The organism is Pseudoalteromonas sp. SR44-8 (assembly GCF_014163635.1).
Classification (GTDB): Bacteria; Pseudomonadota; Gammaproteobacteria; order Enterobacterales; family Alteromonadaceae; genus Pseudoalteromonas; species Pseudoalteromonas rhizosphaerae.
Genome location: NZ_JACJDS010000025.1, coordinates 13,449 through 30,908, shown reverse-complemented (window position 1 = coordinate 30,908; position 17,460 = coordinate 13,449). Strand labels below are relative to the sequence as shown.

The window sequence follows — 17,460 nt, the reverse complement described above, 5'->3', positions numbered from 1 at the left end:
TGTTATGGAATCGCAACGCACGTTTTTATTCATCGGCCTGATGCTTGTATCGTTTTTATTGTTCCAAGAGTGGAATAAAGACTACAACGCACCAAAAGTCGATCCTAGTGCCAACACACAAACACTACAAACTAATTCCCCTGACTCCGATGATTATGTTCCATCATCAACCGATGGTGAATTACCTACTGCAGCAACAACCGCGAAACGTTCAGTTATTGAAATTACGACTGACGTATTCAAAGTTAAAATTGACACCCGTGGTGGTGATATTGTTGAAGCTGACTTACTGCAATACGAAGAAACAAAAGGCAGCGAAACGCCTTATATGTTACTTGGTGAGTTTGATGGTAAACAATATTTCTCTCAAAGTGGTTTAATAGGCTTAAATGGCCCAGATGCATCTGCAGAAGGTCGCCCGGTTTATCACTCTGAGCAAAAAACATTTGCTTTAACAGGTGACGAACTTCGCGTACCACTTACATTTACTGATAGCAAAGGTGTTAGTTTTACTAAAACGTATGTATTCAAAAAAGGTCAATACGATGTTGCTTTAGAATACTCAGTAAATAACACCACCGCAGAGCCAATTCAAGTACAGCTGTATACGCAAGTAAAACGCACAGTACAAGATAAAGGCAGCTTAGTTGACCAAAACTACTTAGGTGCTGCCTATGGTTCTGCTGAGGAAAAGTACGAGAAATATAGCTTTTCTGATATGGCCGACAAAAACCTTAGCATTAATACGCAAGGTGGTTATATTGCTTTTATTCAGCACTACTTTGTAAGTGCGTGGGTTCCTTCGCAAGAACAGCAAAATACCCTTTACAGCTTAATTGCTAAAGGCAACGCAGCAATTATTGGTGCTAAAGGTGAGCCGATAAATGTACAAGCGAACCAACAAGCAACTCTTGGTGCAACTTACTATATGGGCCCTAAAGAGTCGGATATACTTGAAGCTATTCATCCGAACTTAGATTTAACTGTCGATTACGGTTGGTTATGGTTTATCTCACAGCCGTTATTTATACTATTAAAATGGCTACATAGCATACTAGGTAACTGGGGTGTGGCAATTATCGCCATTACTGTGATTGTTAAATCAGCAATGTACCCACTTACCAAAGCGCAATATACGTCAATGGCGAAGATGCGTGCCCTACAGCCTAAAATGGCTGCATTAAAAGAAAAGTTTGGTGATGACCGTCAAAAATTCGGCCAAGCAACCATGGAAATGTACCGCAAAGAGAAAGTAAACCCTATGGGTGGCTGTTTCCCTATTTTGCTGCAAATGCCAATTTTCTTAGCGCTATTTTATGTATTCTTAGAATCAACAGAACTGCGTCATGCTGAATTTATTTTTTGGTTAACTGACTTATCTGCGAAAGACCCATACTACGTACTACCAATCTTATTTGGTGCCAGTATGTTTATTACTCAGAAGCTACAACCAATGACGGTAACTGATCCGATGCAACAAAAGATGATGACCTTTATGCCGGTTATCTTCTCAGTGTTCTTCCTTTGGTTCCCATCTGGTCTAGTACTTTACTGGTTAGTATCAAACCTTATCTCTATCGCACAGATGCTGATCATCTATCGCGGTATGGAAAAGCAAGGAATAAAAGTCAGGGGCTAATTTGCTCAGTTACTTAAATTAAGGCGACCATTGGTCGCCTTTTTTATTGCCCGCTATTCGCCAGTCATAACTGCATAGGTTACAATACGCCCATACCATTACTCTTTAAGTTGGCAAACTATTAGCATGATCAATCAAGACACAATTGCAGCACAAGCAACCGCACCTGGTCGTGGTGGCGTTGGTATTATTCGCGTTTCTGGCAGTTTAGTAAAAACCGTCGCCGAACAGATTATTGGTCGTTGCCCTAAGGTGCGTTACGCCGATTACGTGCCATTTAACAGTCTTGCTGGCGAGCAACTTGATCAAGGTATTGCTATTTATTTTGCCGGGCCAAACTCTTTCACTGGCGAAGATGTACTTGAACTACAAGGCCATGGCGGTCCTGTAGTACTGGATATGCTACTTAAAGAAATTAGCCAAATTGAAGGTGTACGATTAGCAAAGCCAGGCGAGTTTTCTGAGCGCGCCTTTATGAACGACAAAATGGACTTAACCCAAGCAGAAGCAATTGCTGACTTAATTAATGCCACTTCAGAACAAGCAGCCAAAAGCGCCTTACAATCACTCCAGGGCGAGTTCTCTAAGCACATTGATACCTTAGTTGAAAAAGTCATTCACTTGCGTATGTACGTTGAAGCGGCCATTGATTTTCCCGATGAGGAAATAGACTTTTTATCTGACGGTAAAGTCTCTGGTGATCTAAATGCCATTATCACCCAGCTAAGCAATGTGACCAATCAAGCAAAACAAGGCAGCATTATGCGTGAAGGTATGCGCGTGGTGATTGCTGGGCGCCCTAACGCAGGCAAATCTAGTTTACTAAATGCACTTGCAGGGCGTGAAGCCGCTATTGTTACTGAAATTGCCGGCACCACCCGTGACGTACTACGAGAACACATTCACATTGATGGCATGCCGCTACATATAATAGATACTGCAGGCCTGCGCGAAAGCCCAGACCGCGTTGAGCAAATAGGCATTGAACGCGCATGGGATGAAATAAAACAAGCCGACCGCGTGTTGTTTATGCTTGATGGCACTGATACCAAAGACACTGACCCACATGCTATTTGGCCAGAGTTTATGGCCAAACTACCTGCCGGTATGGGCGTAACCGTGATCCGAAATAAAGCCGATTTATCGGGTGACGAAGTCGGTATGAGCGAAAACCAGCAATATCCAGTGATCAGCTTAAGTGCTAAAAATGCTGATGGTATAGAGTTAGTTCGTACTCACTTAAAGGCATGTATAGGTTTTCAGGGAGCTACCGAAGGCGGCTTTATGGCCCGTCGTCGTCACTTGGATGCACTCGATAGCGCAGCTCATCATTTACAAACTGGCAAAGACCAATTAGAGATGCATATTGCCGGTGAGATCCTAGCTGAAGAACTACGTTTAACACAAAACTACTTAAACGAGATCACCGGTGAATTTACCTCTGACGATCTACTTGGCAAAATTTTCAGCTCGTTTTGTATCGGTAAATAACAAGGTAAACCAAAGGAAACAAACATCCAACTTAAGTTAAAAAACCTAATTTATTCATATATTTAATAATTTTTTTATCTTTCAATAGTTTCCTTTAGTTACATAATATGGGCCTCGAATGGCCCACTGACCTCTTTGTTGTGGGCCACTATTGGTCCACCAAAGAGGAAGTTATCATAAATCGTAAGCGAAAAGAGGATATGACCCCCCTACCAAGTCTATTTCAATAAAGGATATTAGATTGGAAAACGGGGAAAATATAATAAAAACAGATAAATATAAATTTATTTACCTTCCCTCTTTCCTGCATTATTTGAAATGCCAGTTGTATACAGGAGGTGTGAAAGCGTCGAGTGCTTGCCACTCAGAGCGCCGCATACCTCTTGGATAACCTTCACTACGCAGTGAAAAGCCAGTCAAGCTAGAAATCGCCCGCAGGGTTGCGAAGCAAGGGGGCCCCGCTTGCGGGGTTCCGATTTATGGCTTTAAAGGATTTGAAAGGAGTGGTTTAGAAGCTAGTATATAGTAATGATGATTATTCACCGTCCCTAGCTTTGAAAACTTTGTCCATAATTATTATTGTTATGATACAAAGTTGAATCACATTATTAGTTACGGACATCATCATAACTTTGAATGCCAACCCTTGGCCTTGTGAGGTAAATACAAACAAACTAAAACCAAACGTTATAAAAAGGCATATAAAAGCCACTTTGAATAACGTAAAAAATACTACCGAATTCCCATCTGCAACCCATCTTTTAAAAAAGCGATACTTTTGTAAGGAAAATAGAAATGCAGCTATGGCAGCCAGAAAACCAAGCATAGTAAAGCTAAAACCGGCCACTATTGTTGATAAAGTACGTACTTCAGTAAAACCAATAGACCAGTTGAAATAGCTCTTGATTGCAAGGTATGCAAAACCAGCTACTACTCCAATAATAGGAGTAAGCCATATGAGTCTCTTTAACCTTTTAGCCTCTGTTTGAGTCATTTCGTATAATCAGCTCTACACATGATATTAATCGGAACCAGTGTTTAACTGGTGAACATTATCAACGCCTTTACTTTTAACTGTAAATTGCATTGAGTTCGTGTATTTTTGTAATAAAGAATCAGCCTGCTTTTTTAAGCCATTATTGGCAATATATAATTTATATAAGCCATCTATTTGTAGATTGCTATCGAACTTAGCCGCTATTTGATCTGGTAGAAGTACTTTTGTTGCTTTTGGGTTCAAACTATCTGTAAGGTTATTTTCATTATCTAACCAGTAATCAGTTAGTTGTCCTTTTAGCTCATCATGTTTAGCCTTAGCACCAATACGAGTAACTCCTTGTTCATTTTTTGCATTTTTTCCAGGAACAAGTCGATTTAGCATTTTAGCAAACATTTGCTTCAAATTCGTGCCCGAAGGCTCAATTGTTATACGAAAGTTCCCTATTGAACTTTCAGTGCTACCCGTCAATTCTTGAGTTATTAATTTTCCTAGACCTCTATCTGCTGCGACATCTATATAGACACTGTTGACCATTTCCATCTGGAGCAAGTCCTTTTTCTCACTATTTGATGTAAGAGCTTCAATGGATAGTTCATAGTTGTCTAAACCAACTTTTTTGAAAAGCTCGTTAATGTAACCAGCAAAGTCATCAAACCGGGGGCAGCTAGTGCTTCCAGCACAAGCTAATATACAATCATCATCACTCAAATACACGTATGATGCATACGCAACTTTCTCATTTTCCGAAAGTCTGTCCGTTAACTCCCCGACTTTCAAACTCTGCTCGTTTATTCGTTTTATGAGCTCATTATCACTAGTACGAACAAAATAGTATAGGTTCTGGTGACCTGTGACTGGAGTAATATATAGCTTATCATCACCTCTTTTGAAGCTACCTTTTAGCGCCATATCCTTTGAACTCACGAAAGCATCAATGATCGATTTAATATTGAATAAAAACTTTTCTTGAGTTTCAAACTTACGCAAGTAATAACCAAAATAGCGTAGCTTCATTTATTGTTCCCTAAAAAAATTATACACGTGTCTTTTCTAACATTAGAATTACATAGGTATATATAATAAATCAAATATTGTTATCAGCCATTTCCTTAATCTTTTTTAGCGTAACTTCACACTTTGTTTATAAGGAGTCGCCCGTCGAAGCCACTGCTCATGATGCCTCGACACCCAATCCGCCTTGAAAAATTACAGGGCCAGAAGAGGGATGGAGATTTGAGCGTGTCAAAAAGGTGTTGCAATCTCTGATCACTGTGATAATTTTAAATATGAACTAGCTTGAAATGAGCATCAAGAAAAAAGGCGTATTAAATGCCCGTAACACGTTCCTGAGGAGCTGCATTCGCAGCATTATGGGTCACACGACCACCCCCTATAAATAACAGTAGTTCGCGCTGTATTTCAACATAACTCACACTAAAATTTACGTTCAGTGCCGAATTTGGCCAGCGTAGTCACAGTAATCTTTTTATAGTCATAATGAAATTCACTTTTGAGATCATTATGAATAAATACCAAACCTTTCATCAATTACATAAACAAGATCAATTATTTTTATTACCAAATGCGTGGGATCCATTAAGCGCTCGTATATTAGCTGATGCTGGTTTTGCTGCTATCGCCACAACAAGTTGGGGGATGGCCCAATCTCGAGGTCAAGAAGATGGCGAACAATGCTCATTTGAGGAGTTTATAAGTCAGCTAAAACCAATAATCGATGCTGTTAATATTGCTGTTTCTGTGGATATTGAATCAGGTTACAGTAATGACGTAAACACTATTTGTCAGCATGTTTTGGCCGTAGCCAAATTAGGTGCTGTCGGTATTAATATTGAGGATTCAGATAAAAAAACAGCTCAGTTACGCTCCCTAGAACACCAAGTAGAGATCCTTAAAGCGATTAAAAATACACTTAAAAAGTATGGTTTTTCACAGCTATTTATCAATGCTAGAACTGATTGCTACAGCCAAAATATGGCTTCTCTTGAACATGTAATAACTCGATCTTTGGCTTATCAAGACGCTGGCGTTGATGGTATTTTTATCCCTGGATTATCCGATTTAACAGCAATAAAGCAAATAACAACGACACTTAAGGTGCCACTTAACGTGATGGCACAGCCATTAAAAAGTGATTTCCTTTGCGATAATAGTAGTAATAGCAGCTCATTATTTGCACATGGCGTGCAAAGATATACGCTTGGTAATGCACTATTTGATGCCACAAAAGCCTATATTTTTACCGCTAGCAGTACTTTTAATAGCACAAAAAGTAGCGATCATTTATTCTAATCGGAGTTTTAAAAGCTATTTATACAAAATTAAAATCATAATTAGTGATAAAAATAGCAACTAATTTAGAAATTGATCAGCACAAGCTCAAATTGTTATCCACAATTTGGGCTTTTTTGATCATTTTTAACTGAGAGGCATATAAAAAGTACTCAATTTATTAGCTCAAACAGTATAAATCGAGCAATAAACCCACTAAATCAACTTTAATTGCCATTAATTACTTATTTAGCACCCTACTTGAAATATTTTTTGGCATTTCATAAATTAATTTATAGCCAAAACGATCGTTATCAACAGGCGATCTATCCACATTCTGATCACTCGTTTTAAAACTCTTAATGAAACGAAAATTCACCACTCATAAAACATAAAATCAATAGCTTAGTAAAATAAAAATAAGATCTTATGTTTTTACTACCCAGCTTTCCCACTTTTTATCAACAGCTTGATCAGAAGATTACATATTGGAATACTTTATTTTATTTATATATATCAAATGATTACGAATTAAAAATAAAAACCATCAAAAATTGTACCTTAAATACTTATACAAACTTCCATTCAAGGCTTTACTGCTGAGTAAACTCAGTTATCATAAGCCTATAACTAAGCAGTTGTGTGATCAAATAGAATTATGAACTCCGTTAATATCATTATAGGCAGCCAAATGGGATCTGCTGAGTATGTAGGTGAGCAACTAGCAGAGCAGTTAGTTACTCAAGGGATCACTACAGAAGTTCATGATCAACCTAACTTTTCACAGATAAACCAAGAAAATACTATCTGGTTATTGTGTACTTCTACTTATGGTGCTGGTGATTATCCTGAGAACCTTTTATCCTTTGTTGAAGATATTAATCAAGTTAATGATTTAAAAGGATTAAAGTTTAGTGTTATTGGTTTAGGTGACACCAGTTATGATACCTATAACCTCGCTGGCCGTAATCTAGAACAACTTTTAGTAAGTAAAGGCGCGCACTGTATAGCAGAGCGCTTAGAGTTGAATATTCTTGATGAAGAACTACCAGAAGACACCGCATTAGCTTGGTTACCAAGCTGGATCGAGCAAATAAACCGTATTTAATTAAGATCACAGTTTAGATCCAAATTTAAAGTTACCCACAATTTACTGAGTATTTAGATCAGATTGTGGATAAGCTATGATCTAACTGCGTTTTTAGACTATGTTATCCATTGGATAAGATCTGATCCAATACCCCCTGTGCATAAAGAGCCTTTTTGATCAGAGCTTATAATCAGTTAGATCCGATCATATTAACACCTTTAGATCCGATCTAACTTTATGTTTTAATAAGTAAACTAAACCTTATCAACAGAAATCATGCTCAGTAGTAGTAACAGTAATAAAAGATCTCTTTAAAAGATCCTTTATATTATTAGAGATCATTTACTTAGATCTTGGCCACAGTTTAATCATTTATCTTCTGTAAATTTATAGGTAGAATACGCTCCCCCTTGAAAGTTTGCTGGTTGATTAAGTAGGATCCCGAAATGATTTTTCACGAAAATTTTGATGTTATTGTTGTTGGTGGTGGACATGCAGGTACAGAAGCTGCGTTAGCTGCTGCACGTATGGGTATGAATACCCTACTGCTGACTCACAATATGGATACCCTTGGTCAGATGTCATGTAACCCAGCAATTGGTGGTATTGGCAAAGGTCATTTGGTTAAAGAAATTGATGCACTAGGTGGTGCAATGGCCCAAGCAATTGATAAAGGCGGTATTCAATTCCGTACTTTAAATTCTTCAAAGGGACCTGCAGTAAGAGCTACTCGTGCACAAGCAGATCGCGCTTTATATAAAGCTGCTATTCAAGATATTTTACAACACCAAGATAACCTGAAGATCTTTCAGCAATCATGTGATGATCTGATTGTTGAAAATAATAAAGTAACAGGTGTTGTTACTCAAATGGGACTGCGTTTTAGCGCACCTTCTGTGGTATTAACCGTAGGCACTTTCCTTGGTGGCCAAATTCACATTGGCTTAGAAAACTTCAAAGGTGGTCGCGCTGGTGATCCACCTTCAATTGCATTAGCAAATCGTTTACGTGAATTACCATTTCGTGTTGATCGCTTAAAAACTGGAACGCCACCACGTATTGATGCCCGTACAGTTGATTTTAGTAAAATGGAACAACAACCTGGTGATGCTATAACACCGGTGTTTTCATTTATGGGTAAGCAGTTAGATCATCCACAACAAATTTCTTGCTTCATCACATACACCAATGAAAAAACTCATGATGTGATCCGCAATAATTTACATCGTTCACCTATGTACTCAGGTGTTATTGAAGGGATTGGTCCACGTTACTGTCCTTCTATTGAAGATAAAATTGTTCGCTTTGCAGATAAAGACAAACATCAAATTTTTGTTGAGCCTGAAGGCCTAACATCTTATGAACTTTATCCAAATGGTATTTCAACTAGTTTGCCATTTGATGTGCAATTAGAGATTGTGCAATCAATCACTGGCTTTGAAAATGCACATATTTGCCGTCCAGGCTATGCTATCGAGTACGACTTTTTTGATCCACGCGATTTAAAGAAATCATTAGAGACCAAATTTATTGATGGTTTGTTCTTTGCTGGACAAATCAATGGCACTACAGGCTATGAAGAAGCCGGTGCACAAGGCTTAATTGCCGGTATGAATGCAGCATTGCAAGTGCAAGGTAAAGAGCCTTGGACACCACGCCGTGATGAAGCTTATGTCGGTGTATTAATCGACGATTTAACTACACTAGGTACCAAAGAACCGTACCGTATGTTTACTAGTCGTGCTGAATACCGTTTGTTACTACGTGAAGACAACGCTGATATTCGTTTAACAGCAAAAGGTCGTGAACTTGGTTTAGTTAACGATGAACGCTGGCAAGCATTTAATGAAAAAATGGATATCATTGCAAAAGAATCTCAACGGATCAAAGAAACTTGGATCCATAAAGATCACGCTGTAATTGATCAAGTTAATGGCTTACTTAAAACACCATTAACCCGAGAAGCAAGTTTAGAAGAATTATTACGTCGCCCTGAGATCCGTTATAACGATCTAATGGCGATCGAAGGATTAGGATCTGAGTTTGATCATGCAACAGCGTTAGAGCAAGTTGAGATCCACACTAAGTACGCAGGTTATATTGCTCGTCAGCAAGAAGAGATCAATAAGCAACTTCGTCATGAGTTAACTATTTTGCCTAAAGATTATGATTACTCGATCGTATCGGGTCTATCAAATGAAGTGGTTGCTAAATTAACTGAGGCGCGTCCTGATACAATCGGTCAAGCATCACGTATTTCAGGTATCACGCCTGCTGCTATTTCGCTATTATTAGTTTATCTGAAGAAGCAAGGCTTACTACGTAAAATTGCGTAGTCATTAAGGAATACTGTGTTACAGCAACAATTAACTACTTTGTTAGCGCAAACTGATATTGCGCTAACTGAAAAACAACAGCAACAATTGGTTCAATATGTTGAGTTACTCAACAAATGGAACAAAGCTTATAATTTAACCTCAGTGCGTTTACCTGAGGATATGATGATTAAGCATATTATGGATAGCTTAGTTGTTGCACCTCACCTACCCGGTCATCATTATATTGATGTTGGTACGGGTCCTGGCCTTCCGGGTATCGTATTAGCTATTGCATTACCTAATACACAATTTATTTTATTAGATAGTTTAGGTAAACGCGTGCGTTTTTTAATGCAGGTAAAACATGAGCTAGGTCTGAAAAATGTAACCCCAGTGCAGTCTAGAGTTGAAGATTATCAACCAAGTGTTAAATTAGATGGTGTATTGAGTCGTGCTTTTGCATCTTTACAAGATATGGTTGACTGGTGTTCGCACTTGATTGATCATTCAGGTAAGTTTATTGCCTTAAAAGGCGTATTTCCAAGTGAAGAGCTAGAATCTTTACCAGCAGGTGTTAAGTTCGAGCAAAAAATCACCTTGGAAGTACCAAAATTAGATGCGCAAAGACATTTAATTATTCTTTCTAAAGACTAGGGATCAGAGATACTGTGGCAAAAGTCATCGCAATAGCAAACCAAAAAGGTGGTGTGGGTAAAACCACCACAGCAGTTAATCTCGCGGCATCAATGGCTGCAACTAAACGTAAAGTGTTGCTTATTGATCTCGATCCGCAAGGCAATGCAACCATGGGTAGCGGCGTAGACAAATACGGCGATGTGGCAACAATTTATGATTTATTAATCGAAGATAAACCAATTGAAGAAGTTGTTACTAAAGAAACCTCTGGTGAATATCATTTAATTGCTGCCAATGGTGATGTTACCGCCGCCGAAGTTAAACTGATGGAGCTTTATGCTCGAGAAGTACGACTACGCAATGCCCTTGAAAAAATATCTGATCAATATGAATTTATTTTTATCGACTGCCCACCATCACTGAACATGCTTACGGTGAATGCAATGGCGGCCGCGGATTCAATTTTAGTGCCTATGCAATGTGAATATTATGCGCTTGAAGGCTTAACCGCATTAATGGACACAATTACGCAATTAGCCAAGTTAGTTAATCCAAAACTACAGATTGAAGGGATTTTACGTACTATGTACGATCCGCGTAATCGTTTGGCCAATGATGTATCTGAGCAGCTTAAACAACATTTTGGCGATAAAGTATACCGCACCGTGATCCCACGTAATGTACGTTTAGCTGAAGCGCCGAGTTTTGGTGCACCCGCAATGTATTATGACCGGGCATCAAGTGGCGCTAAAGCGTATTTAGCACTTGCCGGTGAAATGTTACGCAGAAAAGAAAAAATATCCCCAATCGTCGCCTAACTTGAGGTAAAAAGAACATGTCTGCTAAAAAACGCGGTTTAGGCCGAGGACTCGATGCTTTATTAAGCTCGTCAAAACCAGCACCGAGTGCCCGCACTGAACAACCCAACGTGAGTGAGCAGGATGTAATTATTCAGCCAACCAGTAGTGAACTGCAAAAGCTACCGATTGAGTTCTTACACTCAGGTAAATATCAGCCACGTAAAGACATGTCCGAAGAAGCGCTTGAAGAGCTAGCAAGCTCAATTCGATCGCAAGGGATTATTCAGCCAATTGTAGTTCGTCCAGTAGCAGAAAACAGTTATGAGATAATTGCTGGTGAACGTCGCTGGCGTGCTGCACAAATAGCTAAGCTAGACGTAGTACCATGTATCATTAAAGATGTGCCTGATGAAGCTGCGGTGGCCATCGCATTGATTGAAAATATTCAACGCGAAGATCTAAATGCCATGGAAGAAGCGGTTGCATTGCACCGTTTGTTAACTGAGTTTGAATTAACTCACCAACAAGTGGCAGATGCCGTAGGCAAATCACGCACGACGGTAACTAATTTATTACGACTAAATAACCTTAATGATGATGTTAAAATATTGTTGGAACATGGCGATATTGAAATGGGTCATGCGCGTTGTTTATTAGCCCTTGAAGGTGAAGCACAATCTGATGCTGCTCGACTGGCTGTAGCAAAGGCTTTAACTGTACGCGAAACAGAAAAATTAGTTCGTTCAATTATTGAACCCGCCCCTAAAAAAGAAACTTTCGAAAAAGATCCAGATGTCAAACAGTTAGAACAACAATTAGCCGAAAACTTGGGTGCTAAAGTTGAAATTAACTACAACAAAAAAGGCAAAGGAAACTTAGTTATTTCGTATACTAACTTAGAAGAGTTAGATGGAATTTTAAGCCGTATAAATGCAGAGAATTCCGAGCATTAATAAATATCATGTCCAAAAAGAGACATTCGTCGCAAATTTGCACCACAATACACCGACTCAAGTTGCAAAACTGGTAGGAATCAGTATAATTTCGCCAGTTTTCATGCCCTGACAATTAGATTGCCACTAAGGTTAACTAAACGTGACAAATAAGTTAGCGAGGCCATATCGGCTTGCCGCATTAAAATTAATATGTCTTCAGGGTGTTGTAGCATTAGTTGCTGCTGTAATCATTTTTGTTGGTTGGGGAGTAGATGCCGGCCTTTCAGCTATCGCTGGAGGCACTGTAGCGGTGCTCCCTAATTTTGTATTTGTTATCTATGCATTCCGTTATATGGGTGCTAGTAAAGCAAAACAAGTGTTTGCCTCGTTTAAACGCGGCAACGGATTAAAATTTTTGCTAACAATCTTTTTGTTTGCGCTGATATTTAAACTGTATCCGGTAATCTTTTTGCCATTTTTTTGTAGTTTTATATTAGTGATGTTCGTTGGATTGTTCGCGCCAGTTTTTTTTAATCATTAACTTTTGGGATATAACATGGCTGCAGGTGAAGAGCTAACTCTAACGGGTTACATCAAGCACCACCTAACCAACGGTCAGGTGCGTCTATCCGACGACCCTAACAATTGGTGGATGGTACTTAATGTCGATACCCTCGCATGGTCTATCGGTTTAGGATTGATCTTTCTATGGATCTTCAAGCGCGCTGCGAATAAAGCAACGCTTGGTGTTCCTGGTAAATTTCAGTGCTTTATCGAGATGGTCGTAGAATTCGTTGACTCTAACGTGAAAGATACCTTTCACGGTAAAAGTAAACTAATTGCCCCTCTTGCTCTGACAATTTTTGTCTGGGTATTCTTGATGAACTTAATGGATTTAATACCTGTTGACTTCCTACCAACTGCTGCGGCATTGATTAGTGGTGAGTCTTGGGATGTTATTTCAAGCGGTCAATCGCATACTTATATGAAAGTGGTACCTACAACCGATCTTAACTTAACGTTAGCAATGGGTTTAGGTGTATTCGCACTTATCATCTTTTATTCGATTCGCGTTAAAGGCGTTATGGGTTTTGTTAAAGAACTTACATTACAACCGTTTAACGTTAAGAACCCAGTGGTTCAAGCACTATTTATTCCAGTAAACTTGTTACTAGAGCTAGTAACCTTGTTTGCTAAGCCAATCTCATTGGCACTACGTTTATTTGGTAACTTATACGCAGGTGAATTGATCTTCATTCTGATTGCAGCGATTGGCTTATTCCAATTACCACTGCACTTCGTATGGGCTGTGTTCCACATTCTCGTAATCGTATTGCAAGCATTCATCTTCATGATGCTAACAATTGTATACCTGAGCATGGCGTCAACTGATCATTAATCAGACGTCAGTTCAATAAAGATTTTTTTACTTAAACTTTAAACTTTGAAAATTAATCGGAGAAAACAATGGAAATCGTACTAGGTCTTAAATATATCGCTGTAGCGTTACTTATCGGTTTTGGTGCTTTAGGTACTGCTATCGGTTTTGGTAACTTAGGTGGTAAATTCCTTGAGTCTGCTGCTCGTCAACCTGAGCTTGCACCACAACTACAAGTTAAAATGTTCATCGTAGCGGGTCTTATCGATGCTATCGCGATGATCGGTGTAGGTATTGGTCTATACATGTTGTTCGCACTTTAATATTGAAAAAATACTTTATCCGCGATCAACTATTGACTAAGGAGGAGTGGTTGTGAGTTTAAACCTTACTCTACTCGGCGAATTAATAGCATTTATCGTTTTTGTTTGGTTCTGCATGAAGTTTGTGTGGCCACCACTTAACGGTGCTATTGAAGCTCGCCAGAAAAAAATTGAAGATGGTTTAGCGGCCTCTGATAAAGCTGAAAAAGATCTTGAACTTGCTCGTAAAAAAGCAACTGCAGAACTTAAAGAAGCTAAATCACAAGCTGCTGAAATCATCGAGCAAGCTAAGAAGCGTGCAACGCAAATCGTAGACGAAGAGACATCTCGTGGTCACGACGAGCGCGAAAACATCATTGCTCAAGGTCATTCTGAAATTGAAGCCGAGCGTAACCGTGTTAAAGAAGAACTGCGTAAGCAAGTTGCTACTTTAGCGGTTATCGGCGCACAGAAGATTCTAGAGCGCGAAATCAATGAAGCCGCGCACAGCGACATTGTTGAAAAACTTGTAGCTGAGCTTTAATAGGAGGGTCTGAGCATGTCTGAATTGACTACAATCGCTCGCCCATACGCTAAAGCGGCCTTTGAATTTGCCGTTGAAAAAGGCGTAGTTGAGAGTTGGAATGATATGTTGTTTTTTGCTTCAGAAGTGGCGAAAAATGAACAAGTCGCTCAATTCCTAACTGGAAGCGCCTCTGCTGATAAGCAATCAGAAATTGTTATTTCTGTTTGTGCAGAGCAACTCAACGAATACGGTCAAAACCTTGTAAAGGTTATGGCTGAAAATGGACGTTTGACCGCCCTACCTGCTGTTGCACAATTGTTCTCTGCTTTTAAAGCAGATTACGATAAAGAGATTGATGTTGACATCACCTCTGCAACAACCCTTGCTGCAACGCAGCAAGAAACACTGGTAGCGGCACTTGAAAAACGTTTCGCACGCAAAGTTAAGCTGAATTGTAGTGTTGACGAATCACTTGTTGGTGGCCTTATGATTAAGGCTGGAGACACAGTAATCGACGGCACTGTTCGCGGTAAATTAAACCGTTTAGCCACTACACTACAATCGTAATTGGGAAGAAGAGCATGCAACTTAATTCCACTGAAATTTCTGATCTGATCAAACAACGTATTGAGAAGTTCGAAGTTGTAAGTGAAGCTCGTAACGAAGGTACAATTGTATCTGTTACTGACGGTATCATTCGCATCCACGGTCTTGCTGACTGTATGCAAGGTGAAATGATTGAGCTTCCAGGCAACCGTTATGCTATCGCACTAAACCTTGAGCGTGACTCAATTGGTGCAGTAGTAATGGGTCCATACGCTGACCTTACAGAAGGCGTAAAAGTATACACAACTGGTCGTATCTTAGAAGTTCCTGTTGGTGCTGGTTTACTTGGTCGTGTTGTAAACACACTAGGTGCACCTATCGACGGTAAAGGCGCTTTAGATAACGACGGTTTTGAACCTGTAGAAAAAATTGCACCGGGTGTAATCGAACGTAAATCAGTAGATGAGCCAGTACAAACTGGTTATAAATCTATCGATGCGATGATCCCAGTGGGTCGTGGTCAACGTGAACTTGTGATCGGTGACCGCCAAACAGGTAAAACTGCACTAGCAATCGATGCAATCATCAATCAAAAAGACACAGGCGTTAAGTGTGTGTACGTAGCGATTGGTCAAAAAGCATCTACTATTGCTAACGTAGTACGTAAATTAGAAGAGCACGGTGCATTAGCAAATACTATCGTAGTTGTTGCATCTGCTTCTGAGTCTGCGGCACTTCAGTACTTAGCACCGTTCGCGGGCTGTACTATGGGTGAATACTTCCGTGACCGTGGTGAAAACGCATTAATCGTATATGATGATTTATCTAAGCAAGCAGTTGCTTACCGTCAAATCTCATTGCTACTTAAGCGTCCACCAGGTCGTGAAGCATACCCAGGTGACGTATTCTATCTTCACTCTCGTCTTCTTGAGCGTGCATCGCGTGTAAACGCTGAGTACGTTGAAAAGTTCACCAATGGTGAAGTGAAAGGTAAAACAGGTTCATTGACGGCATTGCCAATCATTGAAACTCAAGGCGGCGACGTTTCTGCGTTCGTACCGACTAACGTTATCTCTATCACCGATGGTCAGATCTTCTTAGAAACTGACTTATTCAACTCAGGTATCCGTCCGGCAGTAAATGCTGGTATCTCGGTATCGCGTGTTGGTGGTGCTGCACAAACTAAAATCGTTAAGAAACTAGGTGGCGGTATTCGTCTAGCCCTAGCTCAGTATCGTGAATTAGCTGCGTTCTCGCAGTTCGCGTCTGACCTTGATGATGCAACTCGTGCTCAACTTGAGCATGGTGAGCGTGTAACAGAGCTAATGAAGCAGAAACAGTACGCGCCAATGTCTGTTGCTGAAATGTCTTTGTCGTTATTTGCAGCAGAGAAAGGTTACCTTCAAGATATCGAAATCGTTAAAATCATGGATTTCGAAGCTGGGTTACTTTCTTATGCAAACAGCACATACGCAGAGCTTATGGCTCAAATCAATGAAACTGGTAACTACAATGCCGAGATCGAAGCGCAGCTTAAAGAACTTCTAGAGAAGTTTAAATCTACGCAAACTTGGTAATTTAGTTATAAATGGTGCGCTTTAGTTCGCTAAAGCACACCTTGATTCGGAGAAAGAGTCATGGCCAGCGGAAAAGAGATTAAAAGCAAGATCGGTAGTATTAAAAATACTCAAAAGATCACTAGCGCTATGGAAATGGTTGCTGCGTCTAAAATGAAAAAGGCACAGGAACGAGTGGCTTCAAGCCGTCCGTACGCTGAAAATTTACGCAAAGTGATCGGTCATGTTGCTAATGCTAACCTTGAATATCGCCATCCATATATGGAAGAGCGTGAGGTCAAGCGCGTTGGTTATATCGTCATTTCTACCGACCGTGGTTTATGTGGTGGCTTAAACTCTAATGAGTTTAAGAAAGTATCTTTAGATATCAAAGCGTGGAAAGAAAAAGGTGTTTCTGCAGATTTCGCAGTTATGGGCTCAAAAGCCGGCACTTTCTTTAACCGTTTTGGTGGAACAGTACTTGCCAAAAAATCAGGGTTAGGCGATGCGCCTTCTATTACCGACGTAATTGGTCCGGTAAAAGTAATGCTAGAAGCATTCAATGAAGGCAAATTAGACCGCTTGTATGTGGTTTACAACAAGTTTGTAAATACCATGAAGCAAGAGCCAACAATCGATCAGTTGTTGCCTTTGCCAAAAGACGAAAGCAAAGAACTTGCACACCGTTGGGATTACATTTACGAACCAGATCCAAAAGCAATTTTGGATACATTAATGGTTCGTTTTGTGGAATCTCAAGTATACCAAGGTGTAGTTGAAAATGCTGCCTCTGAACAGGCCGCCCGTATGGTTGCAATGAAAGCTGCAACTGATAACGCAGGCGACCTTATGGATGAGTTACAGCTTGTTTATAACAAGGCTCGCCAAGCGGCAATCACACAAGAAATTAGTGAGATTTGTTCTGGTTCAGCAGCAGTTTAATGCTTCGGGCAA

General features: G+C 39.8%; 17 protein-coding genes. 15 read left to right on the top strand and 2 right to left on the bottom strand.

Translation table 11 applies throughout. The annotated features are described in order from the left end of the window. The first annotated feature begins 4 nt into the window (after positions 1-4). Positions 5-1,639 (top strand): membrane protein insertase YidC, encoded by a 1,635-nt coding sequence (gene yidC, locus H5183_RS13625; protein ID WP_145241709.1) that lies wholly within the window; start codon positions 5-7, stop codon positions 1,637-1,639. Between the two features lie 126 nt (positions 1,640-1,765). Further along, complete coding sequence (gene mnmE, locus H5183_RS13620) at positions 1,766-3,130, top strand: tRNA uridine-5-carboxymethylaminomethyl(34) synthesis GTPase MnmE (RefSeq protein WP_145241707.1); 1,365 nt, start codon at positions 1,766-1,768, stop codon at positions 3,128-3,130. Between the two features lie 535 nt (positions 3,131-3,665). Here the strand turns inward: mnmE and H5183_RS13615 are convergent. Together H5183_RS13615 and H5183_RS13610 are read right to left on the bottom strand one after the other, a co-directional pair. Further along, positions 3,666-4,124, bottom strand: a complete 459-nt coding sequence (locus H5183_RS13615; RefSeq protein WP_182731926.1) for a hypothetical protein — start codon at positions 4,122-4,124, stop codon at positions 3,666-3,668. A 27-nt stretch (positions 4,125-4,151) separates the two neighbouring features. After that, the gene (locus H5183_RS13610) at positions 4,152-5,144 is read right to left on the bottom strand and encodes a hypothetical protein (RefSeq protein ID WP_182731925.1); all 993 of its coding nucleotides are present in this window, start codon (positions 5,142-5,144) and stop codon (positions 4,152-4,154) included. 507 nt (positions 5,145-5,651) lie between these two features. On the opposite strand from H5183_RS13610, the gene H5183_RS13605 reads away from it, so the two are divergent. The 13 genes from H5183_RS13605 (at position 5,652) to atpG (ending at position 17,448) form a co-directional block, all read left to right on the top strand. Further along, a complete protein-coding gene (locus H5183_RS13605) occupies positions 5,652-6,440 on the top strand; it encodes an isocitrate lyase/phosphoenolpyruvate mutase family protein (protein WP_182731924.1) in 789 nt (262 codons plus the stop codon). A gap of 637 nt (positions 6,441-7,077) precedes the next feature. Beyond that, positions 7,078-7,527 carry a flavodoxin domain-containing protein gene (locus H5183_RS13600; RefSeq protein WP_145241703.1) on the top strand — a complete coding sequence of 150 codons (450 nt, stop codon included), beginning with the start codon at positions 7,078-7,080 and terminating at the stop codon, positions 7,525-7,527. A 428-nt stretch (positions 7,528-7,955) separates the two neighbouring features. Beyond that, positions 7,956-9,845, top strand: coding sequence for a tRNA uridine-5-carboxymethylaminomethyl(34) synthesis enzyme MnmG (mnmG, locus tag H5183_RS13595; RefSeq protein WP_145241701.1), 1,890 nt, complete (start codon positions 7,956-7,958; stop codon positions 9,843-9,845). Between the two features lie 15 nt (positions 9,846-9,860). After that, entirely contained in the window at positions 9,861-10,481 is a 621-nt protein-coding gene (gene rsmG, locus H5183_RS13590) for a 16S rRNA (guanine(527)-N(7))-methyltransferase RsmG (RefSeq protein WP_145241699.1), read from the top strand. Positions 10,482-10,495: 14 nt separating this feature from the next. Then, positions 10,496-11,281 (top strand): ParA family protein, encoded by a 786-nt coding sequence (locus tag H5183_RS13585; RefSeq protein WP_145241697.1) that lies wholly within the window; start codon positions 10,496-10,498, stop codon positions 11,279-11,281. Between the two features lie 17 nt (positions 11,282-11,298). Then, complete coding sequence (locus H5183_RS13580; RefSeq protein ID WP_182731923.1) at positions 11,299-12,216, top strand: ParB/RepB/Spo0J family partition protein; 918 nt, start codon at positions 11,299-11,301, stop codon at positions 12,214-12,216. A gap of 142 nt (positions 12,217-12,358) precedes the next feature. Further along, positions 12,359-12,739 carry an ATP synthase subunit I gene (locus tag H5183_RS13575; RefSeq protein WP_145241693.1) on the top strand — a complete coding sequence of 127 codons (381 nt, stop codon included), beginning with the start codon at positions 12,359-12,361 and terminating at the stop codon, positions 12,737-12,739. 15 nt (positions 12,740-12,754) lie between these two features. Next, a complete protein-coding gene (atpB, locus tag H5183_RS13570; RefSeq protein ID WP_145241691.1) occupies positions 12,755-13,597 on the top strand; it encodes a F0F1 ATP synthase subunit A in 843 nt (280 codons plus the stop codon). Positions 13,598-13,665: 68 nt separating this feature from the next. After that, on the top strand, positions 13,666-13,899 hold the full coding sequence (gene atpE / locus H5183_RS13565; protein WP_009838908.1) for a F0F1 ATP synthase subunit C: 234 nt from the start codon (positions 13,666-13,668) through the stop codon (positions 13,897-13,899). A gap of 52 nt (positions 13,900-13,951) precedes the next feature. Further along, complete coding sequence (atpF, locus tag H5183_RS13560) at positions 13,952-14,422, top strand: F0F1 ATP synthase subunit B (protein ID WP_145241689.1); 471 nt, start codon at positions 13,952-13,954, stop codon at positions 14,420-14,422. A gap of 15 nt (positions 14,423-14,437) precedes the next feature. Then, entirely contained in the window at positions 14,438-14,971 is a 534-nt protein-coding gene (gene atpH, locus H5183_RS13555) for a F0F1 ATP synthase subunit delta (RefSeq protein WP_145241687.1), read from the top strand. 14 nt (positions 14,972-14,985) lie between these two features. Continuing rightward, positions 14,986-16,527 (top strand): F0F1 ATP synthase subunit alpha, encoded by a 1,542-nt coding sequence (gene atpA, locus H5183_RS13550; protein ID WP_145241685.1) that lies wholly within the window; start codon positions 14,986-14,988, stop codon positions 16,525-16,527. A gap of 60 nt (positions 16,528-16,587) precedes the next feature. Continuing rightward, positions 16,588-17,448, top strand: coding sequence for a F0F1 ATP synthase subunit gamma (atpG, locus tag H5183_RS13545; protein WP_145241683.1), 861 nt, complete (start codon positions 16,588-16,590; stop codon positions 17,446-17,448). Positions 17,449-17,460: the final 12 nt, after the last annotated feature.